The 26,547-nt window shown below is 67.9% G+C and carries 22 protein-coding genes and 5 tRNA genes; 16 read left to right on the top strand and 11 right to left on the bottom strand.

The genetic code is table 11. From position 1 onward, the window contains the following. Positions 1-2 precede the first annotated feature (2 nt). The 4 genes from ALSL_RS09815 to ALSL_RS09800 all read left to right on the top strand — a co-directional run bounded on the left by ALSL_RS09815 (position 3) and on the right by ALSL_RS09800 (position 5,201). A complete protein-coding gene (locus tag ALSL_RS09815; protein WP_126538728.1) occupies positions 3-1,007 on the top strand; it encodes an MraY family glycosyltransferase in 1,005 nt (334 codons plus the stop codon). After that, the gene (locus ALSL_RS09810; protein WP_126538727.1) at positions 994-2,892 is read left to right on the top strand and encodes a nucleoside-diphosphate sugar epimerase/dehydratase; all 1,899 of its coding nucleotides are present in this window, start codon (positions 994-996) and stop codon (positions 2,890-2,892) included. Before ALSL_RS09815 ends, ALSL_RS09810 begins: the two co-directional genes overlap by 14 nt. After that, positions 2,889-3,764 (top strand): UTP--glucose-1-phosphate uridylyltransferase GalU, encoded by an 876-nt coding sequence (gene galU, locus ALSL_RS09805; protein ID WP_126538726.1) that lies wholly within the window; start codon positions 2,889-2,891, stop codon positions 3,762-3,764. The genes ALSL_RS09810 and galU overlap by 4 nt, the downstream gene beginning before the upstream one ends. 147 nt (positions 3,765-3,911) lie before the next feature. Continuing rightward, positions 3,912-5,201, top strand: a complete 1,290-nt coding sequence (locus ALSL_RS09800; RefSeq protein ID WP_126538725.1) for an NAD(P)/FAD-dependent oxidoreductase — start codon at positions 3,912-3,914, stop codon at positions 5,199-5,201. Between the two features lie 112 nt (positions 5,202-5,313). Here ALSL_RS09800 and ALSL_RS09795 read toward each other — a convergent pair. Continuing rightward, positions 5,314-5,403 (bottom strand) — tRNA-Ser (locus ALSL_RS09795). A gap of 115 nt (positions 5,404-5,518) precedes the next feature. Beyond that, complete coding sequence (ppsA, locus tag ALSL_RS09790) at positions 5,519-7,894, bottom strand: phosphoenolpyruvate synthase (RefSeq protein WP_126538724.1); 2,376 nt, start codon at positions 7,892-7,894, stop codon at positions 5,519-5,521. A 208-nt stretch (positions 7,895-8,102) separates the two neighbouring features. Between ppsA and ppsR the strand changes: the two genes are divergently transcribed. After that, positions 8,103-8,918, top strand: a complete 816-nt coding sequence (ppsR, locus tag ALSL_RS09785; RefSeq protein ID WP_126538723.1) for a posphoenolpyruvate synthetase regulatory kinase/phosphorylase PpsR — start codon at positions 8,103-8,105, stop codon at positions 8,916-8,918. Between the two features lie 61 nt (positions 8,919-8,979). Beyond that, the gene (locus ALSL_RS09780) at positions 8,980-9,447 is read left to right on the top strand and encodes a DUF1249 domain-containing protein (protein WP_126538722.1); all 468 of its coding nucleotides are present in this window, start codon (positions 8,980-8,982) and stop codon (positions 9,445-9,447) included. 87 nt (positions 9,448-9,534) lie between these two features. Here the strand turns inward: ALSL_RS09780 and ALSL_RS09775 are convergent. The 3 genes from ALSL_RS09775 to ALSL_RS09765 form a co-directional block, all read right to left on the bottom strand. Beyond that, positions 9,535-9,611: transfer RNA gene (locus tag ALSL_RS09775), tRNA-Asp, on the bottom strand. 10 nt (positions 9,612-9,621) lie between these two features. Continuing rightward, positions 9,622-9,697, bottom strand: a tRNA-Glu gene (locus ALSL_RS09770). 10 nt (positions 9,698-9,707) lie between these two features. Then, positions 9,708-9,783, bottom strand: a tRNA-Ala gene (locus ALSL_RS09765). Between the two features lie 130 nt (positions 9,784-9,913). On the opposite strand from ALSL_RS09765, the gene ALSL_RS09760 reads away from it, so the two are divergent. The 5 genes from ALSL_RS09760 to ALSL_RS09740 all read left to right on the top strand — a co-directional run bounded on the left by ALSL_RS09760 (position 9,914) and on the right by ALSL_RS09740 (position 14,952). Beyond that, entirely contained in the window at positions 9,914-11,782 is a 1,869-nt protein-coding gene (locus ALSL_RS09760) for a cation:proton antiporter (RefSeq protein WP_126538721.1), read from the top strand. A gap of 70 nt (positions 11,783-11,852) precedes the next feature. Beyond that, positions 11,853-12,629 (top strand): BamJ family beta-barrel-assembly machinery protein, encoded by a 777-nt coding sequence (gene bamJ, locus ALSL_RS09755; RefSeq protein ID WP_126538719.1) that lies wholly within the window; start codon positions 11,853-11,855, stop codon positions 12,627-12,629. A gap of 121 nt (positions 12,630-12,750) precedes the next feature. Then, on the top strand, positions 12,751-14,094 hold the full coding sequence (locus ALSL_RS09750) for a UDP-glucose dehydrogenase family protein (RefSeq protein ID WP_126538717.1): 1,344 nt from the start codon (positions 12,751-12,753) through the stop codon (positions 14,092-14,094). After that, positions 14,091-14,309, top strand: coding sequence for a SlyX family protein (locus tag ALSL_RS09745; protein WP_126538715.1), 219 nt, complete (start codon positions 14,091-14,093; stop codon positions 14,307-14,309). Before ALSL_RS09750 ends, ALSL_RS09745 begins: the two co-directional genes overlap by 4 nt. 100 nt (positions 14,310-14,409) lie before the next feature. Continuing rightward, a complete protein-coding gene (locus tag ALSL_RS09740) occupies positions 14,410-14,952 on the top strand; it encodes a DUF2058 family protein (protein ID WP_126538713.1) in 543 nt (180 codons plus the stop codon). Between the two features lie 50 nt (positions 14,953-15,002). Here the strand turns inward: ALSL_RS09740 and ALSL_RS09735 are convergent, their stop codons facing one another. Further along, positions 15,003-17,078, bottom strand: a complete 2,076-nt coding sequence (locus ALSL_RS09735; protein WP_126538711.1) for a 3-hydroxyacyl-CoA dehydrogenase NAD-binding domain-containing protein — start codon at positions 17,076-17,078, stop codon at positions 15,003-15,005. A gap of 163 nt (positions 17,079-17,241) precedes the next feature. Between ALSL_RS09735 and ALSL_RS09730 the strand changes: the two genes are divergently transcribed. After that, positions 17,242-19,443, top strand: coding sequence for a penicillin acylase family protein (locus ALSL_RS09730; RefSeq protein ID WP_126538709.1), 2,202 nt, complete (start codon positions 17,242-17,244; stop codon positions 19,441-19,443). Here ALSL_RS09730 and ubiM read toward each other — a convergent pair. Beyond that, positions 19,428-20,678: a 5-demethoxyubiquinol-8 5-hydroxylase UbiM gene (gene ubiM / locus ALSL_RS09725; RefSeq protein ID WP_126538707.1), complete on the bottom strand. Its 1,251-nt coding sequence runs from the start codon at positions 20,676-20,678 to the stop codon at positions 19,428-19,430. The genes ALSL_RS09730 and ubiM overlap by 16 nt on opposite strands. A gap of 250 nt (positions 20,679-20,928) precedes the next feature. Here ubiM and ALSL_RS09720 point away from each other — a divergent pair, with 250 nt between their 5' ends. From ALSL_RS09720 to msrA, 3 genes are all read left to right on the top strand, one after another. Next, the gene (locus tag ALSL_RS09720) at positions 20,929-21,996 is read left to right on the top strand and encodes an NAD(P)-dependent alcohol dehydrogenase (RefSeq protein WP_126538705.1); all 1,068 of its coding nucleotides are present in this window, start codon (positions 20,929-20,931) and stop codon (positions 21,994-21,996) included. A 358-nt stretch (positions 21,997-22,354) separates the two neighbouring features. Beyond that, positions 22,355-22,819: a peptide-methionine (R)-S-oxide reductase MsrB gene (gene msrB / locus ALSL_RS09715; protein WP_126538703.1), complete on the top strand. Its 465-nt coding sequence runs from the start codon at positions 22,355-22,357 to the stop codon at positions 22,817-22,819. After that, positions 22,816-23,346: a peptide-methionine (S)-S-oxide reductase MsrA gene (msrA, locus tag ALSL_RS09710; protein ID WP_126538701.1), complete on the top strand. Its 531-nt coding sequence runs from the start codon at positions 22,816-22,818 to the stop codon at positions 23,344-23,346. The genes msrB and msrA overlap by 4 nt, the downstream gene beginning before the upstream one ends. A 239-nt stretch (positions 23,347-23,585) precedes the next feature. On the opposite strand, the gene ALSL_RS09705 is transcribed toward msrA, so the two are convergent. The 3 genes from ALSL_RS09705 to tpiA all read right to left on the bottom strand — a co-directional run bounded on the left by ALSL_RS09705 (position 23,586) and on the right by tpiA (position 24,897). Beyond that, positions 23,586-23,670 (bottom strand) — tRNA-Leu (locus tag ALSL_RS09705). A gap of 13 nt (positions 23,671-23,683) precedes the next feature. Continuing rightward, positions 23,684-24,121: a preprotein translocase subunit SecG gene (secG, locus tag ALSL_RS09700; RefSeq protein WP_126538699.1), complete on the bottom strand. Its 438-nt coding sequence runs from the start codon at positions 24,119-24,121 to the stop codon at positions 23,684-23,686. A 23-nt stretch (positions 24,122-24,144) separates the two neighbouring features. Continuing rightward, positions 24,145-24,897: a triose-phosphate isomerase gene (tpiA, locus tag ALSL_RS09695; protein ID WP_126538697.1), complete on the bottom strand. Its 753-nt coding sequence runs from the start codon at positions 24,895-24,897 to the stop codon at positions 24,145-24,147. 133 nt (positions 24,898-25,030) lie between these two features. On the opposite strand from tpiA, the gene ALSL_RS09690 reads away from it, so the two are divergent. After that, positions 25,031-25,834 carry an SDR family NAD(P)-dependent oxidoreductase gene (locus ALSL_RS09690; RefSeq protein ID WP_126538695.1) on the top strand — a complete coding sequence of 268 codons (804 nt, stop codon included), beginning with the start codon at positions 25,031-25,033 and terminating at the stop codon, positions 25,832-25,834. Positions 25,835-25,838: 4 nt separating this feature from the next. Here ALSL_RS09690 and ALSL_RS09685 read toward each other — a convergent pair whose 3' ends face one another. Continuing rightward, the gene (locus ALSL_RS09685) at positions 25,839-26,537 is read right to left on the bottom strand and encodes a VIT1/CCC1 transporter family protein (protein WP_126538693.1); all 699 of its coding nucleotides are present in this window, start codon (positions 26,535-26,537) and stop codon (positions 25,839-25,841) included. Positions 26,538-26,547: the final 10 nt, after the last annotated feature.

Below are 26,547 nucleotides of genomic sequence, written 5' to 3'. Positions count from 1 at the left end.
GCATGAAGATCGGGCTCTGGCCGCTCTTGACCTGTCTGCTCGCGTGGTTCGGCGTGCGCCTGGCAATCGCCTATGCGCGCCGGCGCGGGCTCTTCGATCAGCCCGGACAACGACGCTCGCACCAGGTGCCTACGCCACGCGGCGGCGGTATCGGCGTGGTGGCGGCCTTGGCCGTCGGGCTTGCGGGTCTGTGGTTGGCCAATCCGACGGATGTCGCCGGTGTCTCGATGGCGGCGTTGCTGGTCGCCTTGCTCGCGGTGGCCCTGATCGGCTGGTGGGATGATCACCGCCCCCTCGGCATCGTGCCGCGCCTCATCGTGCAGTGGGCGGCAGCCGGCCTCTTCGTGCTGGCCTGGCTCGACCATGCGGCCTGGGGGTGGTTGCCGGTGTGGATGCTGCTCGGGGTCTGGAGCATCAACCTGCACAATTTCATGGATGGCATCGACGGCCTGCTGGCGCAGCAGGGCGTCTTCGTCGGTGCGGGCATCGCCTGGCTGGCCTGGGGAGCGGGCAGTCCCACGCTTGCCGGCATGGCTGCCTGTCTGGCCGCGGCGTGCCTGGGCTTCTGGTACTACAACCGTGCACCGGCCCGCATTTTCATGGGCGACGTGGGCAGCGGCAGCATCGGTTTCATGGTTTTCGCCCTTACCGCCATGCTCTGGCGTGTCAGGCACGAGTTGCTGTGGCCCGCGCTCGTCCTGAGTTCAGCTTTTGCGATGGATGCCGGCCTCACGCTGGCTTTACGCATGCTGCGCGGAAGGCGCTGGTATGCTGCCCATCGTGAGCATTTGTACCAATGGCTGGTGCGGCGTGGATTCACGCATGCAGGGAGTTCGGGTTTGTATCTGACATGGAATCTGTGCGTGGCACTGCCGCTGGCGATCATCGCCGCGCTGCATCCGCCGGTAGCTTGGGCAGTGTGCCTGTTGACCTATCTACTGGCCGCGCTGGGATGGTGGCAAGCCCGTCGCATGCTGTATCGGCGCAAATCCCATGTCCCTGCGTAAGGTAATCGGTGCCATCCCGCCGCGTGCAGCGGTGGTGATCCACGACCTGCTGATGACCGCCTTGGCCTGGTGGCTGGCCAAGGCGTTGCGCTACATGGTGCGACCGGAGGAGGTCCAGCAATTCGGTCGGCTGGAATTTCCCATCGTGCTGCTGATCCAGGGTTTGATCTTTGCCTGGACCGGGCTTTACCGCGGTGTCTGGCGTTTTGCCAGCCTGCCGGACCTGTGGAACATCCTGCGTGCGGCGGTCGGCGGCGTGCTGGTGATCGGCCCGGTGCTGTTCCTTTACGAGCGCCTCGAGGGCGTGCCGCGTTCGGTGCTGTTGCTCTATCCCGTGCTGCTGGCGATCCTGCTAGGGGCACCGCGCCTGCTGTATCGCTTCTGGAAGGACAGCCGGCTCGATCTGTTCCGCACCAGCCACAGCAAACGGGTGCTGGTCGTCGGCGCCGACCGCGCTGGTGAGGCACTGTCGCGCGACCTGCGCCGTGACGGCGGCTACGACGTCGTCGGCTTCGTCGATGACCAGCCGCGTCTGCGCGGTGCGAGCATCAACGGGCGGCCGGTGCTCGGGCGGATCGAGCAGTTGCCACAGATCGCCGCCGAGGCCGCGGTCGACATGCTGCTGATCGCGCTGCCGGCGGCGTCGTTGGCGGAAATGCGTCGCGTGGTGGAGCTTTGCGATGCCACTGGTCTGCCCTATCGCACCCTGCCGCGGCTGGAGGACGTCGTCGCCGGCCGCGCGCAATTCAACGAAATCAAGGAGGTCGCGATCGAGGACCTGCTCGGCCGCGATGCGATCGAACTCGATTGGACGTCCATCCGCGAAACCTTGAGCGGTCGGCGCGTGCTGGTGACCGGCGGCGGCGGCTCGATCGGTTCGGAGCTGTGCCGCCAGGTCTGCCGGCTGGGCGCGCAGGCGCTGACCGTGGTCGAGATGTGCGAATACAACCTCTACCGCATCAGCCAGGAACTGCGCGGCGCCTATCCGGAGCTGGTCTTCGACGGGGTGCTGGCCGATGCCGGCGATGCGGTGGCGATGCGGCGGCTGTTTGGCCAGTACCAGCCGCAGGTAGTGCTCCACGCCGCCGCGTACAAGCATGTGCCGCTGCTGCAGCACCAGTTGCGCAGCGCCTTCCGCAACAACGTCCTGGTCACCCGTACTTTGGCCGATCTGGCCGATCTTTCCGGTTGCGAATGCTTCGTGCTCATTTCCACCGACAAGGCGGTCAATCCCACCAATGTGATGGGCGCCTGCAAGCGCATCGCCGAGATCTATTGCCAGAATCTCGATGCGCGCTCGGCGACGCGCTATCTCACCGTGCGTTTCGGCAACGTGCTCGACTCGGCCGGCTCGGTGGTGCCGCTGTTCCGCCAGCAGATCCGCGAGGGCGGTCCGGTGACCGTGACCCATCCGGAGATCACCCGTTATTTCATGACCATTCCGGAGGCCTGCCAGTTGATCCTGCAGGCGGCTAGCCTGGGTCGGGGCGGCGAGATCTTCGCGCTGGACATGGGCGAGCCGGTCAAGATCCGCGACTTGGCCGAGCAGATGATCCGCCTGGCCGGCAAGAAGCCGGGCACCGAGGTTCCCATCGTGTATACCGGGCTGCGGCCGGGGGAGAAGCTCTTCGAGGAACTGTTCCATCCACAGGAGAGTTACAGCGCCACTCGCCATGCCAAGATTTTTCTGGCCCAGCCGCGCCAGGTCGCCTGGGAGCTGTTGCAGGCGCTGCTGACCCGCGCCGCCGCGGCCGTCGACGAATACGACGAAGACGAACTGCGCCGCTGCATCTCCAGCGTGCTGCCGTCGTTCCGCTGGAGCGACGGTCCGCAGCCCGACAATGTCGTATCCATCCGCCGTAACGAATCCGGAGACAGCAAGTGAGCAAACCCCTGCGCAAGGTCGTATTCCCGGTCGCCGGCTTAGGCACCCGTTTCCTGCCGGCGACCAAGGCGGTCGCCAAGGAAATGCTTCCGGTGCTGGACCGGCCGTTGATCCAGTACGCGGTGGACGAGGCGGTAGACGCCGGTGCAGACACCCTGGTGTTCGTCACCAACCGCTACAAGCACGCCATCGCCGACTATTTCGACAAGGCCTACGAACTCGAAGCCAAGCTCGAGGAAAAGGGCAAGGAGGATCTGCTGGCCCAGGTGCAGGGCACGCTGCCCAAGCACGTGCGGGCGATCTTCGTCACCCAGCCGGAGGCGCTCGGCCTTGGCCATGCCGTGTTGTGCGCGCGGCCGGTCATCGGCGACGATGAACCCTTCGGCATCGTGCTTCCCGACGACCTCATCTGGAACCCCGCCCGCGGCGCATTGCGCCAGATGGCCGAGCTGGCCGAGGCGGAGAACGCGGGCGTCATCGCGGTGGAGGAAGTGCCGCCCGAGGACACCGACAAATACGGCATCGTCGATGCCGAGGCGACGGGCGGTCGCAGCGCGCGCATCCGCAACATGGTGGAGAAGCCCAAGCCGGCCGAGGCGCCATCCAACCTCGCCGTGGTCGGTCGCTATGTGCTGCCTGGCCGCATCTTCAGGCTGCTGGAGGAAACCCGTCCGGGCGCCGGCGGCGAGATCCAGCTCACCGACGCCATCGAGTCGCTGATCGGCGAGCAGGGCAAGGTGCTGGCCTACCGCTTCGAAGGCATCCGCTTCGACTGCGGCAACAAGGCCGGGCTCGTGCGCGCCACCATGCACATGGCGTTGCAGGATCCCAAGCTCGCCCCGATCGTGCGCGAATATGCCGCCCGTCCGTAGAGCAATGCGAAATGGTCGCAGCGACCAGCGCCCGCTGGCGGTGACATTGGTTCAATAGCGCTCGCGCGGCAGGCACCGGCGGCGTGTCGGCTCCGCGCGAGGCTTGCGCTATGCTCGCGCGACTTCAAGCCACGGCACGGAGCGCGGATGCCGATGCCCGCGAATCCTTCGTACTACCAGGCCACCGCGACGCCGTATGCGCCATATGCGCCGCTGTCCGGCCGGCACGAGACGAAAGTCGCCATCATCGGCGGCGGTTATGCCGGCCTCAACACCGCACTGGGGCTGGCCGAGCGCGGCGTGCGCGACGTCGTCCTGCTCGAGCGCGAGCGCATCGGGCACGGCGCCTCCGGTCGCAATGGCGGCTTCGTCTTCGCCGGCTACGCACTCGGCGAACAGGCGCTGCTCGATCGCCTCGGCCACGAACGCGCCCGCGCGCTGTTCCGGCTCACGCTGGATGGCGTCTCGCGCATCCGCGCCCGCATCGCGGATTACCGCATCGCCTGCGACGCGGTGGACGCGGGCGTCATCTGGGCCAACTGGTTCCGCGACCCGCAGGTGCTGCGCGAACGCCAGCGGTTGCTCGCCGAACACTACGGTGTCGAATGGGCATGGCTGCCCGCGAACGAATTGCGCGCGCTGGTACGCAGCGATCGCTACTACGACGCCCTCTACGAGCGCGACGCGCTGCATTTGCACCCGCTCAATTACGCGATCGGCCTCGCCGCCGCCGCGTCGGAGCAGGGCGTGCGCATTTACGAGGAAAGTCCGGTGCGCAGGCTCGAACGCGACGGCGCGGGCTGGCGATTGCGCACCAATGCGGGCGAGGTGCATGCCGAGCACGTCGTGCTGGCTTGCGGTGGCTATCTCGCCGGACTCGAGAAGCGCGTCGATCGCGCAGTGCTGCCGATCGCCACCTACGTGATCGCCACCGAGCCGCTGGGCGCCCGGCTGGACGAATGTCTGGCCACGCGCGCGGCGATCTACGACACCCGTTTCGCCTTCGACTATTACCGGTCGCTGCCCGACACGCGGCTGCTCTGGGGCGGGCGCATCAGCGTGCGCGATCGCTCGCCACGCGCGGTGCAGCGCCTGCTGCTGCGCGATCTGCTCAAGGTCTTTCCGCAATTGCAGGGCGTACGCGTCGAATACGCCTGGTCCGGCCTGATGAGCTACGCACGCCACCAGATGCCGCAGCTCGGCGGCGATGGTCGCGGCCTGTGGTGGGCGCAGGCCTTCGGCGGCCATGGCCTGAGTTCCACCTGCGCCGCCGGCGAACTGCTCGCCGCGGCGATCGCCGAAGGCGACCTGTCATGGCGACAATTCGAAGCCTTCGGCCTCGAGCGCGCCTGGCGCCCCTTTGGCCTGTTCGCCGCCCAAGCCAGTTACTGGCGCGCCGAAAGCCGCGATTGGCTCAAGCGCAGGATGGAAGGCTGATCAGGCTGCGGCGATAGCGAACGTCGTACACAGCTGAAAAACTGGCTTGGCGGTGATGGGTGAAGAATCAAAAAAAAGGCCACGCTTTTTTTGCGTAGCCCTTTGATTTCATTGGCGGAGAGGGTGGGATTCGAACCCACGGTACGCTTGCACGTACGCCTGATTTCGAGTCAGGTACATTCGACCACTCTGCCACCTCTCCGATGGGGTGCGTATGGTCTCACGCAGGCGGCGGATTCTACGCGAGCGAGAGCACGGGCGACAACTGTGAGGCTGGCGGGTGCGACCGGCTGGTGTGGCCGCCCCACCTCGCCGGTTCAGCCGGCTTTCTTCTTCTTCGCCAGCCGCAGCCAGGTGTCGACCACGGTGTCGGGATTGAGCGACACCGACTCGATGCCCTGGTCCATCAGCCATTCGGCAAGGTCCGGGTGGTCGCTCGGGCCCTGGCCGCAGATGCCGATGTACTTGCCCTTGGCGCGCGCGGCCTGGATGGCCATGGCGAGCAGCTTCTTCACCGCCGGGTCGCGTTCGTCGAAGAGGCCGGCGACGATGCCCGAATCGCGATCGAGGCCGAGGGTGAGCTGGGTGAGATCGTTGGAGCCGATCGAGAAGCCGTCGAAGATGTCGAGGAACTCGTCGGCGAGCAGGGCGTTGGAGGGTACCTCGCACATCATGATGAGCTTGAGTTCGTGCTCGCCCTGCCTGAGGCCGTTCTTCGCCAGTACCTCGATGACCTTGCGGCCTTCGCCCGGCGTGCGCACGAAGGGGATCATCACCCACGCATTGGTGAGGCCCATCGTCTCGCGCACTTTCTTCACCGCGCGGCATTCCAGCGCGAAGGCATCGGCGAAACCGGGATCGACGTAGCGGCTGGCGCCGCGGTAGCCGATCATCGGGTTTTCCTCGTGCGGCTCGTAGCGCGCGCCGCCGATCAGGCCGGCGTATTCGTTCGACTTGAAGTCCGACAACCGCACGATGACCGGCTTGGGATACACCGAGGCGGTGATGGTGGCGATGCCTTCGGCGAGGCGGTCGACGTAGAACGACACCGGATCGGCATAACCGGCCATGCGCTCGTCGATCTTGGCGCGCGTGTCGGCGTCCTGGCGGTCATATTCCAGGAGCGCCTTGGGGTGCACGCCGATGTGGCTGGCGATGATCATCTCCAGCCGCGCCAGGCCGATGCCGGCATTGGGCAGCATGCCGAAGTCGAAGGCCCGCTCGGGGTTGGCGACGTTCATCATGATCTTGAGCGGCGCCTCGGGCATGGCGCCGAGATCGGCGCTGACGCGATCGAACTTGAGCCGGCCGGCATAGACGTAGCCGGTGTCGCCCTCGGCGCAGGAGACGGTGACATCGGCGCCGTCGGGAATCGCCTCCATCGCATTGCCGGTGCCGACCACCGCCGGCACGCCGAGCTCGCGGGCGATGATCGCCGCGTGGCAGGTGCGCCCGCCGCGATTGGTGACGATGGCGGCGGCGCGCTTCATGATCGGCTCCCAGTCCGGGTCGGTCATGTCTGCCACCAGCACGTCGCCTTCCTGGAAAGTGTTCATGTGCTCGAGCGTGCGGATCACCCGCGCGCGGCCTGAGCCGATCTTCTGGCCGATGGCGCGGCCCTCGGCGAGGACCTTGCCCTTTTCCAGCAGATGGAAGCGCTCGATGCGGGTGGCGTGGCTGCGCGATTTCACCGTTTCCGGCCGCGCCTGCACGATGTAGAGCTTGCCCGAGAGCCCGTCCTTGGCCCACTCGATGTCCATCGGCCGGCCGTAGTGTTGCTCGATCACCAGGGCCTGGCTGGCCAGCTCCTGCACGTCATCGTCGTCGATGCAGAAGCGCCGGCGCAGTTCCTCCGGGGTGGGCTCGATGCGCACCCGTTCGCCGGGACGATCGGAAAACACCATGCGCTGCTGCTTGGCACCGAGGCTGCGGCGCAGGATGGCGGGCTTGCCCTGCTTGAGCGTCGGCTTGAACACGTAGAACTCGTCGGGATTGACCGCGCCCTGCACGACCATTTCGCCCAGGCCGTAGGAGCCGGTGACGAACACGACGTCGCGGAAGCCCGATTCGGTGTCCAGCGTGAACAGCACACCGGAGGCGCCGAGGTCCGAGCGCACCATCAGCTGGATGCCGGCCGACAGCGAGACCTCCTCATGCATGAAGCCGTGGTGCACGCGATAGGCGATGGCGCGGTCGTTGTAGAGCGAGGCGAACACCTCCTTGACCTTGCGCAGCACTTCCTCGGCGCCGGATACGTTGAGATAGGTCTCCTGCTGGCCGGCGAAGCTGGCATCGGGCAGGTCCTCGGCGGTGGCGGACGAGCGTACCGCCACTGCGGCATCCGGCACGCCGGCCTGGGCGCAAAGTTTGCCGTAGGCTTCGCGGATCGCCTGGTCCAGCTCGGCCGGCAACGCGGTGTCACTGACCCAGGCGCGGATCTCGCGGCCGGCAGCGGTCAGCGCGTCCACGTTCTCGACGTCGAGCCCTTCCAGGCGCTTGCGGATGCGTGCATCCAGGCCGCTCTGCGCGAGGTATTGCTGAAAGGCATAGGCCGTGGTGGCGAAGCCGCCCGGCACCGACACGCCGAGCTGCGCGAGGTTGCCGATCATTTCGCCCAGCGAGGCATTCTTGCCGCCGACCTTGCCGATGTCGGTCATGCGCACTTGATCCAGCCAGAGCACGAGTTCGTTCAAGGGGACTCTCCTTTCAGCGGGGGCGGTGGTCATATGGCCCTGTGGCGGCCCGAAGCGGGTTGCGAGGAACTGGTATTGTCGGGGCGGGGGGCGGCCGGCACAAGCAGACCACTGGCGATGCGGGCTTTGCCATCCGCATACCAGTCAGCGCGCGGCCGGCCGTGCCGTTGCGCTAAGGTGCAAGGCATACCGATCCGGGATGTCCCGCATGCAGCGCACCGTCTTTTTCATTTCCGACTCCACCGGCATCACCGCCGAGACGATCGGCAACAGCATCCTCGCCCAGTTCGAGGGCATGCAGTTCGATCGTCACCGGTTGCCGTTCATCGACACGCCGGAGAAGGCCGAGGCGGCGGCGCTGCGGATCAAGACGCGCTACGCACAGACCGGCATCCGCCCGATCGTGATCAACACCATGGCCGACCGCTCGCTGTGCGAGATCGTGGCGACCAGCGGGGCGCTGATGCTCGACGTGTTCGCGCCTTTCATCGGCCCGCTGGAAGAGGAACTCGGCGCCAAGCGTTCCGGCGCGGTGAACCGCTCGCATGGCCTGATCGATTACGAGCGCTACGAGGCGCGCATCAATGCCACCAACTACGCATTGGCCCACGACGACGGCGTGGATGTCGACTACTCGCAGGCGGAGCTGATCCTGATCGGCGTGTCGCGCTCGGGCAAGACGCCGACCTGTCTCTACATGGCCTTGCATTACGGCGTGCGCGCCGCCAATTATCCGCTGACGGACGAAGACTTAGAGCAGCTGGAGCTGCCCGCCAGGCTGCGTCCCTATCGCGATCGCCTGTTCGGCCTCACCATCGATCCGGAGCGGCTGGCGCAGATCCGCGAACAGCGCCGTCCCGGCAGCCGCTACGCCACCGTGGCGCAATGCCGATGGGAGCTCGAGCAGGCGGACCGGCTGATGCGGCGCGCCGGCATCCCTTCACTCAATACCACCCACGTCTCGATCGAGGAGATCGCGAGCAAGATCCTCGACCGTTTCGGCATCGAACGTACGCTGTTCTAGACCCGATTACCCGATTACCCGATTACCCGATTACCCGATTACAAGGAAACCGATCCATCCCATGAGCGTTGTCCTCGAGTCCCGCAAGGCCTGGCTGCCTGATCGTTTCGGCTACCTGATGGGCCTGTACGCGGAGAATTACCACCGTCTCTCGCACCTGTTCGCGCCGCAGTCGCTGGCGCCGGGCGAGTACGTCTCCGACATCGACGACGGCCTGGCGGTGCACTTGAGCGTGCAGGAACGCCACCCCTACACGCTGGAGCTCGAATTGACCTACGCCATGGTCGATGCCCACACCGGCCTGCGCACGCCTTCGGCGCAGCTGCGCATGTATACCGATGCGCATGTCGCCGAGGCGCTGCATTGTCATCCGGGGCGTCACCTGTGGCAGGTGCTGGGGCCTTTCCCGCCGGCCGATACGGTGCTGCAGCATCGCCTGCGCATGAATGGTTTTCTGTCGCGTTGGCTGGAATATCTGGCCGCGCAGGGGCACTCGCGCGGAACCTTGCAGGCCGCCGTTGCGCCTTAAAGAGAGATGGATGTAAGGGCCTTCGGGCGACATGGGATGCCGCGTCCGAAAAAACAAAACCCGCGCGAGGCGGGTTTTGCCAACAACTGGCGGAGCGGACGGGACTCGAACCCGCGACCTCCGGCGTGACAGGCCAGCATTCTAACCAGCTGAACTACCGCTCCGCTGCAACATTGGCGTCCCCACGGGGATTCGAACCCCGGTCGCCACCGTGAAAGGGTGGTGTCCTAGGCCTCTAGACGATGGGGACGGACTTGAGGTGGTGGAGCCAGCCGGGATCGAACCGGCGACCTCTTGCATGCCATGCAAGCGCTCTCCCAGCTGAGCTATGGCCCCGCCGCTGGAAGCCCGGCATCTTAGGTGGGACATCCCGGGGCGTCAAGCACCTATTGGGGTCGGTCTCGTTTTCCATCGCCCGGGCCGATCGATCGCGCTGTTAGGCTTGGTGTTCTTCGTCGGAGCAATCATGCACGTCTTGCCGTTCATCCAGGATCTCGCCGCCGTGATGCTGCTCGCCGGCCTGACCACGGTGCTTTGCCAGCGCCTGCGGCAGCCGGTCGTGCTGGGTTACATCATCGCCGGGGTGCTGGTCGGGCCGTACACCTTCCCGGTGGTGTTCATCCACGAGGACGAGACCATTCGCACCCTGGCCGAGCTCGGCATGGTGTTGTTGCTGTTTGCGCTCGGCCTGGAGTTCAGCCTGAAGAAGATGCGCGAGGTGGGCGGCCCGGCGCTGCTCGCCGCGCTGTGCGAGATCGGCCTGATGCTCGGGCTCGGCTACCTGCTCGGACGCGGCTTCGGCTGGAGCCCGCTGGATGCGCTGTTTCTGGGCGCGATGCTGTCGATGTCCTCCACCACCATCATCATGAAGGCGCTGGACGACCTGCATCTCAAGCGCGAGCGGTTCGCCCAGCTCATGTTCGGCATCCTCATCATCGAGGACGTGCTGGCGGTGGTGCTGATGACGCTGTTGACCGGCATCGCCGGCACCGGCGGCCTGGCTGCCACGGCGGCGCTGGCGGTGATCGGCCGGCTTGCGCTGTTCATGCTGGTGTCGCTGGTCGCCGGCCTGCTGGTGGTGCCGCCGGTGGTCGACTACATCGCCCGGGTCAGCCGCGACGACGTGCTGCTGGTGGTGGTGCTCGGCCTGTGCTTCGGCTTCTGTCTGCTGGTCACCGAGCTTGGCTACAGCATCGCGCTCGGTGCGTTCATGATCGGCGCGCTGGTCGGCGAGTCGGCGAGCGTGGCGCGCATCGAGCGCATCGTCGCCCCGGTGCGCGACATGTTCAGTGCGATCTTCTTCGTCTCCATCGGCATGCTGATCGACCCCCAGCACCTGGTCGATTATTGGCAGCCGATCCTGCTCATCACTCTTGCGGTGGTGCTCGGCAAGATCCTCTCCAGCGGCTTCGGTGCCTTCGTGGCCGGCTCCGATGCCCGCACCTCGCTGCGGGTGGGCATGGGGCTGGCGCAGATCGGCGAGTTCTCCTTCGTGATCGCCTCGCTCGGGCTCAGCCTGGGTGTCACCGGCAAGCAGCTCTACCCGATCGCGGTGGCGGTGTCGGCCATCACCACTTTCCTCACTCCCTATCTCATCCGTGCCGCCGATCCGCTGGCGCAATGGTTCGGCCGGCATCTGCCCGTGGCCATCACTGGGCCTGCCGACGCCTATACGGATTGGGTGGGCGGCATCCAGCTGCAGGGGCAGAGCGCGGTGGTGGTGCGGATGGTGCGCAGGCTGTGCTGGCACATCCTGGTCAACGTGATGCTGGTGGCCGCGCTGTTTCTGGTCGCGGCCCATCTGTACCGCAAGGGCTGGTTCCATTGGCCGATGCTGGCGGGGCATCGCGTCGCCGAGCGTGCGCTGGCCTGGTCACTGGCGGCGCTGCTGTCGCTGCCGATGGTGGTCGCGGTCTACCGCAAGGCCGAGGCGTTGGGGCTTCTGCTGGCGGAACTCGGCATCTCCGAACGCTTCGGCGGGGCGCAGACCCGGCGCATGCGCGGCATGGCGGCCAGGCTGGTGCCGCTCGGCGCGATGGGCGTGCTGGGGCTCTTGGTGGCGGCACTGGCCTCGATCATCCTGCCGCCGCGCCAGGTGGCGCTGTTGCTCGTGGTGCTGCTGGCGCTGCTGGTCTGGCTGTTCTGGCGACTCCTGGTGCAGATGCACGCACGCTTGCAGGGCGCGCTGCGCGATACGCTGGACCGGCCGGCGCTCGAGGATCGGCCCGCCGGTCACCAAAAACCCGCTGAACGGGGCAGGAAACTTCCCGACGGGTCCGTGGTCACAACCCCATCGTCATTGCCAAGCACTGACGAGGGCCGCAAAATGCCTTAGATCCTGCCTCCATGGGGGAGGTCGGCCGGCATTCCGGCACATTCACAGGCAATTTCAAGGAAAAGTCACGATGAAGCATATCTTGCGTCCCACGCTGATGGCGACCACGCTGGCCGTAGCATTCGGCGTGAGCGCTGGTATCCATGCCCAGGCGGTCAAATCCTCCGCGGCCGCCGCTCCCGCCGTCGACAAGGCCAAGGCCAGCTACGTGGTCGGTTGGGATCTGGCCAGCTCGCTGCCGCCGCTGGTGCGCGAGGAGGTCGACCCGGCCGCGGTGGCGCGCGCCGTGCAGGCGGCGCTTTCCGGTCAGAAGCCGACCATGAGCGAGGCCGAATACAAGGCCACCCGCGAGGCCTTCGTGGCCCGCCTGCAGGCCAAGGCCAAGGCCGAGTATGAGAAGGTGGCCGCGCAGAACAAGGCCGAGGGCGAGGCTTTCCTGGCCAAGAACAAGACCCAGCCGGGCGTGAAGACCACGGCTTCCGGCCTGCAGTATCAGGTGATCAGCGAGGGCAACGGACCGCGTCCGGGTCCGAACGACACGGTGCAGGTCAAGTATGTCGGCACTTTCATCAACGGCGAGAAGTTCGACGCCTCGGCCGATCATGGCCAGGGCGACCAGCCGGCCTCGATTCCGCTGGCCAACGTCATTCCGGGCTTCCGCGAGGGGCTGCAGCTGATGAAGACCGGCTCGCACTACAAGCTGTTCATTCCTTCCAACCTGGCTTATGGCGCGCAACCGCAGAACGGCTTTCCGCCGAACGCCACGATCATCTTCGACGTGACCTTGCTGAAGACCGGCCCGACGCCGGCCGGCCAGGCCCAGCCCCAGGGCGGTGGCGACAAGTAAGCCGGCGTTTCAAGACGCTGGACCCTAGGCGGGGCGCGAGTGCATCGCGCCCCGTTTTCTTTATGTACGGGCCGGCCGGTTGATAAAATCGGTCGTTTGGTCCGCCCTGGCGACGAGAGTCATGAAAGTCACGATCTTCGGTACCGGTTACGTGGGGCTGGTCACGGGAGCCTGCTTGGCCGAGATGGGCAATCACGTGGTGTGCGTGGACGTGGATGCGTCCAAGGTGGCCAGGCTCGAACGCGGCGAGATGCCGATCTACGAGCCGGGCCTGGAGCCGATCGTGCGGCGCAACCATGCCGCCGGGCAGCTTGCCTTCACGACCGAGGCGGCGCCGGCCATCGCGCATGGCCAGTTGATCTTCATCGCCGTCGGCACCCCGCCGGATGAGGACGGCAGCGCCGATCTGCGCTACGTGCTGGAGGTCGCCCGCACCATCGGCCGGCATCTGGACCGTTACACCGTGGTGGTGAACAAGTCCACGGTGCCGGTGGGGACGGCCGACCGGGTCCGCCAGGCGATCGCGGCGGAACTGGCCGCGCGCGAGGTCCAGGTCGAGTTCGATGTCGTCTCCAATCCCGAGTTCCTCAAGGAAGGCGATGCGGTGGCCGACTGCCTGCGTCCGGACCGCATCATCATCGGCAGCACCAGTACGCGCGCAGTGGAGCTGCTGCGCAAGCTGTATGCGCCGTTCAACCGCAATCACGAGCGCATCGTGGTGATGGATGAGCGCTCCGCCGAACTCACCAAGTACGCGGCCAACGCGATGCTGGCGACCAAGATCAGCTTCATGAACGAGATCGCCAACATCGCCGAGCGCGTCGGTGCCGACGTCGAGCTGGTGCGCCAGGGCATCGGTGCCGATCCGCGCATCGGCTATCACTTCATCTATCCGGGCGTGGGCTATGGCGGCTCGTGCTTTCCCAAGGACGTGCAGGCCTTGGAGCGCACGGCGCGCGACGCGGGCTACCAGCCGCGTCTGCTGGCCGCGGTGGAGGCCGTCAACTGCGACCAGAAGGACAAGCTCTTCGAGCTCATCGAGCGGCATTTCGCCGGCGCGTTGCAGGGACGCACCATCGCCTTGTGGGGCCTGGCCTTCAAGCCCAACACCGACGACATGCGCGAGGCGCCGAGCCGGCGCCTGATGGAGCGGCTGTGGCAGGCGGGCGCCCGGGTGCGCGCCTACGATCCGCAGGCCCGCGAGGAAACCCGCCGCATCTACGGCGATCGCCCCGACCTCGTGCTGTGCGACGGCGCCTATGCGGCGCTGGACGGCGCCGATGCGCTGGCCATCGTCACCGAATGGAAGGCCTTCCGCAGCCCGGACTTCGCGCGTATCCGCGCGGCGCTGAGCAACCCGGTGATCTTCGACGGCCGCAATCTCTACGATCCGGCCACGGTGGAAGAGGCCGGCATCGCCTACTACGGCATCGGGCGTGGCCGCACGCTCAGGCGGCCGGCATGAGCGCGGACCGGCTGGAAGCCAGGCTCGACGAGCTCGAGGTCAGGCTGGCGTTCCTCGACGAGACCGTCGCCGCGCTGGCCGCGGCCGATGCCGAGCAGTCGTTGCGCATCGTCGCGCTCGAACGCCTGCTGCGCGACCTGCGTGGCGAGCTTGCCACGCTGCGGCTGGCGCACAGTCCCGATCCGCACGGCGAGCCGCCACCACCGCATTACTGAGCGTGTGCAAAGCGGGTCTTGGCCCAAGCCTGCGCTGGCGGGTCGCGGCGTGGTGAGCTTGGGTTTTCTCGATGTCGATGTTTTTGAAGGGTGGAAAGTCATGGCCGATTCCCTGCGCGATCAATTGCTGAAGAGCGGTATCGTCAAACAGGTGCGCGAGGCCCAGCGCGTCGGGCCGCCGCGCGGCGGCAAGCCCCGTGCTGGTCAGGCCAGGCCCGCCCCGAGCGCGCGCGATGCGGCGGAAATCGATCTGGCCAAGGCTTATGCGCTGCGCGCCCAGGCCGAGGCGGCCGAGCGGCGGCGCGCGGAACAGGAGGCGGCCGAGCGCGCCCGCCTCAAGCGCGAACGCAAGGCCAAGGTGCAGGCGCTGCTCGCCGATCGCGCGCTCAACAAGCCCGATGCCGAACATGCGCGGCACTTCGAATACGGCGGCAAGATCCGCCGCGTCTACGCCGATGCCGAGCAGTTCGCCGCGATCAACCGCGGCGAGCTCGGCATCGTGCAGCACAACGGCCGCTATCTCATCGTCGAGCGCGCAGTCGCCGAAGCGGTGCATGCCGTCGAACCGGCGTTGCTTGCCTTGCTGGTCGATCCGAACGAAGCGGCCGGCGAGGATGGCATGCCGGCGGACATCGTCTGGTGACTGTGGCACCGCGTCGCGCGCCGCGATGACCGCCGGACCAAACGGCGTGCCTAGCTCGCCGATGCCGCGTCCGGCGCCTCCCGCAGCGCGGCGAGATCCCACCCGCGGCGGGGCTTGAAGCGCTCACCGTGGCGGCGCGCCAGGCGCTCCAGCCGGGCGTGGACGACCTCGACGCCTTCCTCGCGCAGATACTGGATCGGACCGCCGCGAAACGGTGCGAATCCGGTGCCGAACACCACGCCGGCATCCAGGAGGTCGGCATCATCCACCACGCCGTCGGCCAGGCAGGCCACCGCCTCGTTGACCAGCGGCAGCAACAGGCGGTCGGCGAGATCCTCGGGCATCGGCGTGTCGTCGGCGGGCTTGGGCTTCTGCGGCCGGCCGTCCTGCCAGACGTACAGACCCTCGCCGTCCTTGCGCCCGCGCTTGCCGGCGGCGAGCCTGGGTTCCAGCACGCCGGCGGGAAGCTCCAGCCCAAGGAATGGCGCAAGCTCCCGGCCGACCGCCGCGCACACGTCGAGGCCGACGGTGTCGGCCAGTTCGATCGGGCCCATCGGCATGCCGAAATCGCGTGCCGCGCGGTCGAGCAGCGGGCCGGGCACGCCTTCGCCGTACAGCCGCAGCGCTTCCAGGAGGTAGGGCATCAGCACCCGGTTGACCAGCAGGCCCGGCGTACCCGCCACCGCCAGCGGCAGCTTGCCGAGAGCGGCGGCGAATGCCAGTGCGCGTTTTTCGACCGGACCGTCCAGGCGCGGCTGGCGGCCGACCTCGACCAACGGCATGCGCGCCACCGGATTGAAGAAATGCAGGCCCAGGAAACGCTGCGGCGCGGCCAGGTCGCGCGCCAGGAGCTCGAGCGGCAGGCCGGATGTGTTGCTGGCCAGGATCGCCTCGGGCTTGAGTCTGGGCTCGATCTGCGCATACAGCGCCCGCTTGGCCTCGGCGTCCTCGACGATCGCCTCGATCACCAGATCGGCCGTGGCGATGCCATGACCCTCGACGTCCGCCTGGAGGCGTCCCATGGCCTCCTCGATCCGCCGCTCGCTGCCGAGCTTGCTCGCAAACAGCGCACGGGCCCGCGCCAGCGCCGGCGACACCAGGGCGGCCTCGCGGTCCTGCAGGGTCACCTGAAAGCCCTTGAGCGCGGCCCAGGCGGCGATGTCTGCGCCCATCACCCCGGCGCCGACCACGTGCAGCCGCGCGATGCCGTGGGCAGTTCCCTCGCCCTGATGTTTCAGGCGCTCCTGCAGGAAGAACAGGCGGATCAGGTTGCGTGCGGTGGGCGTCGCCGCCAGCCGCGCGACCGAGCGCGCCTCTAGCGCAAGCCGCTGCTCGATGTCGCCACCGCCGCGCCGCCATACCTCGATCAGGGCGAACGGGGCGGGGTAATGTTCGGGGCGCACCTTGGCCGCGGTGCGCCGGCGCACGAGCGGCGCCAGGATCTGTCGTGCCGGCCACGCATTGGTGAGCAGCGCCCGCGCCCGGCGTCCGGCCGGCAGGGGCTGCGGATGCCGCAGCAGGGCGCGGGCCTCGGCCAGCAGATCGCCGCGCGGGGCCAGCCGATGCACCAGACCGGTCGCGAGGGCGGCGCGTGCCGACAGCGCCTTGCCGGTCAGCATCAACGCGAGCGCATCCGGGGCGCCGATCAGCCGCGGCAGGCGGGCCGTGCCGCCCCAACCCGGATGGATGCCCAGCTTGACCTCGGGCAGGCCGATGCGCGTGGCCTCGTCGTCCGCGGCGATCCGTTGGCCGCAGGCCAGCGCAAGCTCGGTGCCGCCGCCCAGGCACAGCCCGTGCAGCGCCGCCACGGTGGGACAGGGCAGACGGGCCAGCGCCTCGAAGATGCGCTGGCCGCGCTCGATGTTTTCCAGCACGCTGCCTTCGCGCGCATAGGCGACGAATTCGTGGATGTCCGCGCCCACCGCAAAGCCGGACGGCTTGGCCGAGGCGATCACGACGCCGGCCGGCTGCTCGATCGCCAGCCGCTCGACGATCTGCTCCAGTTCCTCGAGCACCGCGCGCGAAAGCGCATTGACCCGGCTGTCGGCGCGATCCAGGGTCAGGGTGACCAGGCCGTCGGCGTCCTGCTCGGCCTTCCAGTGGATGAAACGGAGTCCTTCGAACATGGCGTCGGCGTCGGCTTTGAGCATGCCGCGAACATACCGCCGCATGCCGGTGAATGCGAGACGCCGCGCTTTCGGGCCGGCATGCCGTTTCGGTCAAGTGCGAACCCTGCCGCAGGCCTGTTAGGGTGCCGCGCGTCTTTCACGTTTGCCGGGGGAGTCTTCCATGTCCGTTCCGTCCTTTCTTCGGCTGCCGTGTGGCGGGGCAGCCTTGCTGCTCGCCGCCGTGCTCGCGGCGGGTGCCACGCAGGCCGGCGAATCCGACAGCGCGCGCTGGCGCCGGCAGGCGCAGGCGGTGGTCATCGTGCGCGACGACTGGGGCATCGCCCACGTGCACGGCCGCAGCGATGCCGCGGCGGTGTTCGGTGCGATCTACGCCCAGGCCGAGGACGATTTTCCGCGCATCGAGTCGAACTATCTCGATGCGCTCGGCTGGCGCGCCCAAGCCGAGGGCGAGTCGGCGCTGTGGTCGGATCTGCGCCAGCGGCTGTTCATCGACGAAGCGCAGCTTCACCGCCTGTACGGCCAAAGCCCACGCTGGCTGCGCACGTTGATGGAAGCCTGGGCCGACGGGCTCAACTACTACCTGGCCACCCATCCCCAGGTACGGCCGAAGGTCATCACGCACTTCGAGCCGTGGATGGCCTTGTCCTTCACCGAAGGCAGCATCGGCGGGGACATCGAGCGCGCTGCGCTCGGTCCCTTGCGCGATTTCTACGGTCGCGCCGGGGATGCGCCGCTGGCCGCGGCCGAGACCCTGCCGCACGAGGACGAGCCGCGCGGCTCCAACGGCATCGCCATCGCTCCGCAGCTGTCCGCGGATGGCCGCGCGCTGTTGCTCATCAATCCGCATACCTCGTTCTTTTTCCGCAGCGAATTGCAGATGCGCAGTGACGAAGGTCTCGACGTCTATGGCGCCGCGACCTGGGGGCAGTTCTTCATCTACCAGGGCTTCAATGCGCACATCGGCTGGATGCACACCTCGACCACCGCCGATGCGGTGGACGAATTCGCCGAGACCATCGTCCGCCGGGATGGCCGGCTGTTCTATCGCTACGGCAGCGAATTGCGGCCGCTCGCGGTGCGCGAGATCGCCATTCCCTGCCGGGGTACGGACGGCGCCCTGCACGAGCGCCGCTTCACCGTCTATGCCACCCATCATGGGCCGATCGTGCGGGCCGCGGACGGCCGATGGATCGCGCTGGCGCTGATGAACCGGCCGATCGAGGCGCTGGAGCAGAGCTGGCTGCGTACCAAGACGCGCGATTACGCCAGTTATCTGAAGGTGGCCGGCCTCAAGGCCAACTCCTCCAACAACACGCTGCTGGCCGACGACAAGGGCGAGATCGCCTACCTGCATCCGCAATTCATGCCGCGCCGCGACGACCGCTTCGACTACACCCGTCCGGTGGATGGCAGCGACCCGGCCACCGACTGGCATGGGCTGCATGCGCTCGATGAGCTGCCGCAGGTGCGCAATCCGCCCAATGGCTGGGTGTTCAACACCAACGACTGGCCCTATTCGGCCGCCGGCCCGTACAGCCCGCGGCGGCAGGACTACCCGCGCTACATGGACAGCGTGGGCGAGAATCCGCGTGGCCTGCATGCCTTGCGCGTGCTGGAGGGGCGCCGGGATTTCACCCTGGCCGGCCTGATCGATGCGGCGTTCGATCCCTACCTGCCCGCGTTCGCCAGCCTGCTGCCGCGTCTTCTGGCCGATTACGACGCCCTGCCGGCCGGCGATGCGCGCAAGGCCGCGCTGGCCGGGCCGATCGCCCTGCTGCGCGGCTGGGACGACCGCTGGGGCGTGACCTCGATGCCGACCACGCTGGCGGTGTTCTGGGGCGATACGCTCTGGGACGCGCTGGCACACCCTGAAGCTGGTGGCGACCCTTATGCACGCATGGCCGATCCGGCGGCCTCGTCGTCGCGCCTCGCGGCGCTGCAGCAGGCGGTGGCACGGCTCGAACGCGATTTCGGCAGCTATGGCGTGCCCTGGGGCACGGTCAACCGCTTCCAGCGCATCGACGGCGCCATCGCGCCGCATTTCGACGACACCAAGCCCAGCCTACCGGTGGCGTTCACCTCGGCCCGCTGGGGTTCGCTGGCCTCGTTCGGTGCGCGCCGTTGGCCGGGTACGCGGCGCTACTACGGCACCAGCGGCAACAGCTTCGTCGCCGTGGTCGCCTTTGGACCCGGCAAGCCCGTCGCCCGCGCGGTGAGCGCCGGCGGCGAGAGCGGCGATGCACATTCGCCGCATTTTGCCGACCAGGCCGAGCGCTATACCACCGGTGACCTGCGCGCGGTGTATTTCGACGAGGCCGAGCTGTCCGGGCACATCGAGCGGCGCTATCACCCCGGCGAATGAGTCGGCCGCGACGGGCGCAGCGCGGCGGCGATCTGGCACCAGGGAGCGGGCGAGGGGGCCTCGTCGGTGAGGCCGGCGGCGACCCAGCGCCGGAACGGCGTCAGTCGCGCGCCCAGGTCCAGGCTCATGCGGCGCAGCAGGCGCGCCGGCGCACGATCGTCGGTGAACAGCGTGGCCAGCGCCTGGGTGGCGCGGTAGAGCGGCCAGGTCGCCAGACGATGCGCGCGTTGGTAACGGCAGAGCGGCTCACGCGCCCAGAACGGCTGGCCAGCGGCGTGCGCCGCGCGTAGCTCGCGCGCCAGGGTGGCCGCGCCTAGCAGGCCGAAATTGAAGCCGTGCGCGGTCACCGGATGCATGCCCACCGCCGCATCGCCGAGCAGGGCGAACTGGTCGGCGACGAAGGCGCGGGCATACACGCCGACCAGCGGGTATGTGCAGCGCGGCCCGGCCACGCGCATCGTGCCCAGGCGATGCCGGAAACGCGCCGCCAGCTCGGCTTCCAGCGCCGCATCGTCGAGCGCGAGCAGGGCTTGCATCGCCGCCGGTGCCAGGGTCACCACCACGGACGAGGTATGCGGTTCGGCCAACGGCAGCAGCGCCAGGGTCTGGCCGCGGGCGAACCATTCCCAGGCCACGCCTTCGTGCGGCACTTCATGACGCATGCGCAGCACCAGCATGGTCTTGCCGTAGTCGTGCAGGTCGGCGGCGATGCCGGCGGCCCGGCGCAGGGCGGAGAAGCGGCTGTCGGCGGCGATCAACAGGCGCGTGCGCAGGCGGCTGCCGTCGCCAAGGTCGAGCTCCACGTGACCGTCGACGCGGCGCAGGCCGCTGGCCTCGATGCCGGTATGCAAACGCACCTGCGCGCCGCTCGAAGCCTCGAGGTAGGCGGCGCGGCGCAGGGCATGGTTGCCGACCAGCCAGCCGAGTTCGGCGCGGCCGCCGTCCTGATGGCGAAACCACAGCTGCGTGCGGGTGGCATCGTCGAGGACGCGGGCATCGCGCAACACGCCGATCTCGTCCGTCCGCAGGTGGCGCCACACCCCGAGCGAAGTCAGCAGGCTGCGCGAACGGTGCGTGAGCGCGATCTCGCGTCCGTCGTCGGGCGGCGCCGCCAGCACGGCGGCCGGCTGGCGCTCGATCAGGCTGACCGAAAGCCCGCTGCCATCCATCGCCTGCGAAAAACACAGACCGGCCGGGCCTGCGCCGACCACCACGATGTCGCTGTACGCGTGCATGCCATCATTCCGCCTTTAGGATCACAGAAAGATCGTAGGCGGCATGACCGCCCCGCGCGCTGACGCCGGTCAAGCGCTTGCGGCAGAAAAGTTCAGCCGTATCGGACCGCCACCGTTTCGCGCGGGCGTATGCCATGCGATCGCACCGCCTTACACCCCTTGTGCCAGGCGCGATCGCCCCCAAACTTGGGCACTCGCCGTGGCCGCTGCCCGGTTTTCCAAGGCCTCCCATTTCCCCAGGAGATCCATCATGAGCAAGACCCTTGCCTATGCCGCCCAGTCCGCCACCCAGCCGCTGGCGCCGTTCTCCATCGACCGCCGCGAGCCGGGTCCGCACGACGTGCAGATCGACATCCTCTATTGCGGCGTCTGTCACTCGGACCTGCACACCGCCCGCAACGAATGGAAGAACACCATCTATCCCTGCGTGCCCGGGCACGAGATCGTCGGCAAGGTGGTGGCCGTCGGCAACCACGTGACGCGCTTCAAGGTCGGCGACACCGTCGGCGTGGGCTGCATGGTCGACAGCTGCCGCACCTGCCCGTCCTGCCGGGAAGGGCTGGAGCAGTACTGCGAGAAAGGCTTCACCGGCACCTACAACGGCCCGCGCCAGGAGGATGGCGGCAACACCTACGGCGGCTATTCCGAGCGCATCGTGGTCGATGAGCAGTTCGTGCTGCGCGTGAACCACACCGAGAACCTCGCCGCGGTGGCGCCGCTCTTGTGCGCCGGCATCACCACCTATTCGCCGCTGCGCCACTGGGGTGCCGGTCCCGGCAAGAAGGTCGGCATCGTGGGGCTGGGTGGCCTCGGCCACATGGGCGTCAAGCTGGCCCACGCCATGGGCGCGCACGTGGTGCTGTTCACCACCTCGCCCGGCAAGGAGGCCGATGCCAAGCGCCTGGGTGCCGATGAGGTGGTGATCTCCAAGGATGCCGATCAGATGGCCCGCCACGCCGGCAGCATCGACCTCATCGTCAACACCGTGGCCGCGCCGCACAACCTCGATCCGTACCTCAATACCCTGAAGCGCGACGGCACCATGTGCCTGGTCGGTGCCCCGGCCGAGCCGCATCCCTCGCCGACCGTGTTCAACCTCATCTTCAAGCGCCGTGCGCTCGCCGGTTCCCTGATCGGCGGCATCGCCGAGACGCAGGAGATGCTGGACTTCTGCGCCCAGCACGGCATCGTCTCGGACATCGAGCTGATCCCGATCGACTACATCAACACCGCCTACGAGCGCATGCTCAAGAGCGACGTGAAGTACCGCTTCGTGATCGACATGGCCACGCTCAAGCAGCAGGCCAAGGCCGCCTGACGACGCGCTTCCTCCCGCCGGCTTTCGCGAGCAGGCGGGAGGAAGGTCTTCAATCGGCCTCGGCTTTCGACCTGCCGCTTTGAAGGGCAGGCAAGGCCATGCGCCTTTGGAGCCGGGCCCGCGTCATCTCGATGCCGCGGGTCCGGCCGCCTTGTGGCGCGAGAGCCTTGCTGGCGCGGGCGTCCCGCACGGAGGGACCTGTGGCCATCGGCAGCACCGGCAGTCGTCGCAGGCTCCGCCTGCATGAGCAGTCGGATCGACAGCGCGTTGGCGCATGATCGTCCCGCGTCGTCCGTGGCGCCGCCGACCCGAAGCCCGTCCATGCCGTGAAGAAAACTTACCGATCGTGAGGCTCCACATGGGTGCATATCGCAAGACCCCCGAAGCGCTGGCGCGCCTGACCCCCGAGCAGTTCCGCGTCACCCAGCTCAACGCCACCGAACGTCCGTTCCACAACGCCTATCACGACCACAAGGCACCGGGATTATATGTGGACATCGTGTCTGGCGAGCCGCTGTTCACCTCGCTGGACAAGTTCGACAGCGGCTGCGGCTGGCCGAGCTTCACCCGGCCGGTCGAGCCGGAGAACGTGGTCGAACGGCGCGACACCAGCCACGGCATGATCCGTACCGAAGTACGCTCGGCGCACGGCGACAGTCATCTGGGCCACGTCTTTCCCGACGGTCCCCGTGATCGCGGCGGATTGCGCTACTGCATCAATTCCGCAGCCTTGCGCTTCATTCCTCTGGAAGACCTGGAGCGTGAGGGTTACGGTGAGTATCGCCGCCTGTTCGAAGGAGCCGGGCGGGAGCAGGCGCCATGAACCCGCCCATCGAGCGCGCCGTCCTCGCCGGCGGCTGTTTCTGGGGCGTGCAGGAACTCATCCGGCATCTCCCGGGCGTCCTGCGCACCCGGGTCGGCTACACCGGCGGTGACGTGCCGCATGCCACCTACCGCCATCACGGCAATCATGCCGAGGCGGTGGAAGTCCTCTTCGATCCGACGCGGCTCGGCTATCGCGCCTTGCTGGAATACTTTTTCCAGATCCACGATCCCACCACGCCCAACCGGCAGGGCAATGACATCGGGCCGAGCTATCGTTCGGCGATTTTCTATACCAGTGAGGAGCAGCGCCGCATCGCGAAGGCGCTGATCGCCGACATCGACGCCTCCGGCCGCTGGCCGGGCAAGGTGGTCACCGAACTTGCGCCGGCCGGCGATTTCTGGGGGGCCGAACCCGAGCATCAGGATTACCTGCAGCGCTATCCGGACGGCTATACCTGCCATTTCGTGCGCCCGAACTGGACGCTGCCGCATCCTTCCGCGACGGAGGCCGGCGCGAAGGGCTAAAAGCGCGTCTTTCGCCGACGCTTGCGCAGTGCAAGGCCATGCCCTGGGTCGCCGCATGACGCCAATGCGGAGGATGCCGATGCGGGATATGTCCATCCCCGTTATCGGGAGAAGGCGCTTCTTTCCCTTGTCTGAGCCCTCTGCGATACGTGTTGCCCGACGCCATGGCACAAAAAACCCCGCAGCGATGCGGGGTTTTTTCGGTTCCGGCGAGGCTTTGAGCTTCCCGGAATCTGGATTGGTGCCCAAGGGGGGACTCGAACCCCCACGACTTGCGTCGCTACCACCTCAAGGTAGTGCGTCTACCAATTCCGCCACCTGGGCAGGTGTGCTGTCATCACTGCTTGCTGCTGGACCGGCTCGCTGCCGGCACGTCGCCCGCGGGCGCTGAAGCCGCGGCCGCTGGCACTTCCGAGGTGCCGCCGGCTGCATGGGCCGAGGCACCGGCGGCCGGCGCGGGCTGCGCATTCTGGGCATTCGCCGGCGGCTTGGCAAGCCCCGACATGACGCCGAGGTCGCTGTCGAGCGCGGCCTGCGGGGCGCCGCTATGGCCGAGATAGATGCCCATGCCGAGGCTGAGCAGGAAGAACAGCGTGGCCAGCACCGCGGTGGCGCGGGTCAGGAAACTCGCCGAGCCGCGCGCGCCGAACACCGTGGCGGAGGCGCCGCCGCCGAAGCCGGAACCGGCATCCGCCCCGGCACCGCGCTGGATCAGGATGAGCCCGATCATGGCCGCGGCGATCAGGATGTAGAAGACACTGAAAATGACGAACATGGATTTTGTCTTTGGGCAGCTTTTTAAGCTTCGGCCGCGGCGCAGATGGCCAGGAAGTCGGCGGCATCCAGCGAGGCGCCGCCGATCAATCCGCCATCCACGTCCGGTTGAGCGAACAGTGCGGACGCGTTGCCGGGCTTGACGCTGCCACCATAGATCACGCGGGTAAGACGGGAAATCATAGCATCCTCGGCGGCGAGTTGGCCACGGATGAAGGCATGCATGGCCTGCGCCTGTTCGGGGCTCGCCGAATGCCCCGTGCCGATGGCCCAGACCGGCTCGTAGGCGATGACCGCGGTGTCGAAGGCGGCGATGCCGTCGCGCGCCAGGATGGCGCCGAGCTGGGTGGCGATGACCTCCTCGGCCAGGCCGGCCTGGCGTTGTTGCAAGGTCTCGCCCACGCACAGGATGGGATTGAGGCCGGCGGCGCGGGCGGCGGCGAATTTGGCCGCGATCAGCTCGTCGTCCTCGCCGTGGTACTGGCGGCGCTCGGAATGGCCGACGAGCACCCACTGCGCGCCGACGTCGGCCAGCATGGCGGCCGAGACCTCGCCGGTGTAGGCGCCCTGGCCCTGATGGGCGCTCACGTCCTGCGCGCCGAGAATGACTCCGGCGTCGCCATAAGTATCGGCCAGTTCGGCCAGATAGGGCAGCGGCGGCATCACCACCACGTCCACGCGGCTCGGCAGGGCACGGGCCAGTGCGCCGACCAGGGCATGGGCCATGGTGCGGCTGCCGTGCATCTTCCAGTTGCCGGCGACGAGTTTGGTGCGCATGGAATCGACCTTTGGTTTTGGCGTCTGTTCTGGAGGTTTCCAGCTTATCGCGAAGGCGGCAAACGCCCGTGATTGACGGCCCGGGCAAGATGCATGAGGCTGCCTCGCCATTCAACTTTGCCTGGTGGATGCCATGCCGATTACACGCCCGCTCAGCCTCGTCACCGGCGCCTCGGCCGGCATCGGCGCCGCCTTCGCGCATGCGTTGGCCGAGCGCGGGCACGACCTCGTGCTGGTCGCGCGCAGGGCCGAGCGGCTGCATGCGCTGGCGGCGGTGCTGCGCGAATCCCGCGGGATCGACGTCACCGTGCTGCCGTGCGATCTCGCCCTGCGCGAGGCACCGCAGCGGCTGTGCATGGAACTTGCCGAGCGCGGCCTGGCGGTGGACTGGCTGGTCAACAATGCCGGCTATGGCGTGCCGGGCAGTTTCGTCGGCAATGACTGGCGCACGCACGAAGACTTCCTGCAGGTCTTGCTGGTCGCGCCCACTGAACTGGCCTGGCGGCTGCTGCCCGGCATGCGCGAGCGCGGCTACGGGCGCATCGTCAACGTCGCTTCGCTGGCCGGCTTCGTGCCGGGGACGGCCGGCCATACCCTGTACGCGGCGGCCAAGGCCTACATGATCAAGTTTTCCCAGTCGCTCGCGCTGGAAAACCGCGCCGCCGGCGTGAACGTGTGCGCGCTGTGCCCGGGCTTCACCCGTTCGGAATTCCATGACGTCACCGGCACCCGCGCGATCATGAACCGGCTTCCCGCCTTCATGTGGCTGGATGCCGCGGAAGTGGCGCGCCAGGGCATCGCGGCGGTCGAGCAGGGGCGCATCGTGTACGTGCCCGGGCGGGTGAACCGGCTGATCAAGGCGCTGGCCGAGGCGCTGCCCGACCGGCTGGCGCTGTGGCTGGGCTCGCGCCAGGCCCGCCGCTACCGGCGCGGCTGAGGGGTCAACCGCCGATCAGCCGCGCCAGCACGTAGGCGGTGGCCGAGGCCAGGCCGCCGACCAGCACCGTCTGCACGGCGCCGCGTCCCATGCCGATGCCGGTGAAGCGGCTCTTGACCGCGCCGAACACCGCCAGCGCCGCCAGCGTGCAGGCCGAGGAGGCGAGCAGGGCGGTCCGGGTCGACGTGGTCAGCATGTAGGGGATGAGCGGCACCAGTCCGCCCAGCACGTAGGCGCCGCCGATGGTGAGCGCGCTGCGCAGCGCGCGTCCTGGCTCCGGGGTTTCCAGGCCGAGCTCGAAGCGCATCATGAAATCCACCCATGCTTCCGGGTTGCGCCGGAACCCGGCCAGGATGGGTTCGCATTCGGCCCGGCTGAGGCCGTAGCGGGCGAAGATCTGCGCCACTTCCTCTTCCTCGCGGGCGGCCAGTTCCGCCACCTCGCGCTGCTCGCGCCGCCGTTCCGCGGCGTAATGATCGGCATCGCCGCGTGCGGCGAGATAACCGCCCAGGCCCATGGCGATGGCGCCGGCGGCGATCTCGGCGATGCCGGCGATCACCACCACGCGACTGCCGGCGGCGGCGCCGGAGAGGCCGGCCGCCAGCGCGAACGGCACGGTGAGTCCGTCGGCCATGCCGAGTACCAGGTCGCGCACGGTGTCCGAGGCGGTGAAATGGCGTTCGATGTGCGGCTTGCGCGGCATGGGCGGTTTC

Source organism: Aerosticca soli (assembly GCF_003967035.1).
Lineage (GTDB): Bacteria > Pseudomonadota > Gammaproteobacteria > Xanthomonadales > Rhodanobacteraceae > Aerosticca > Aerosticca soli.
This window is presented reverse-complemented; position numbering and strand designations above follow the sequence as displayed.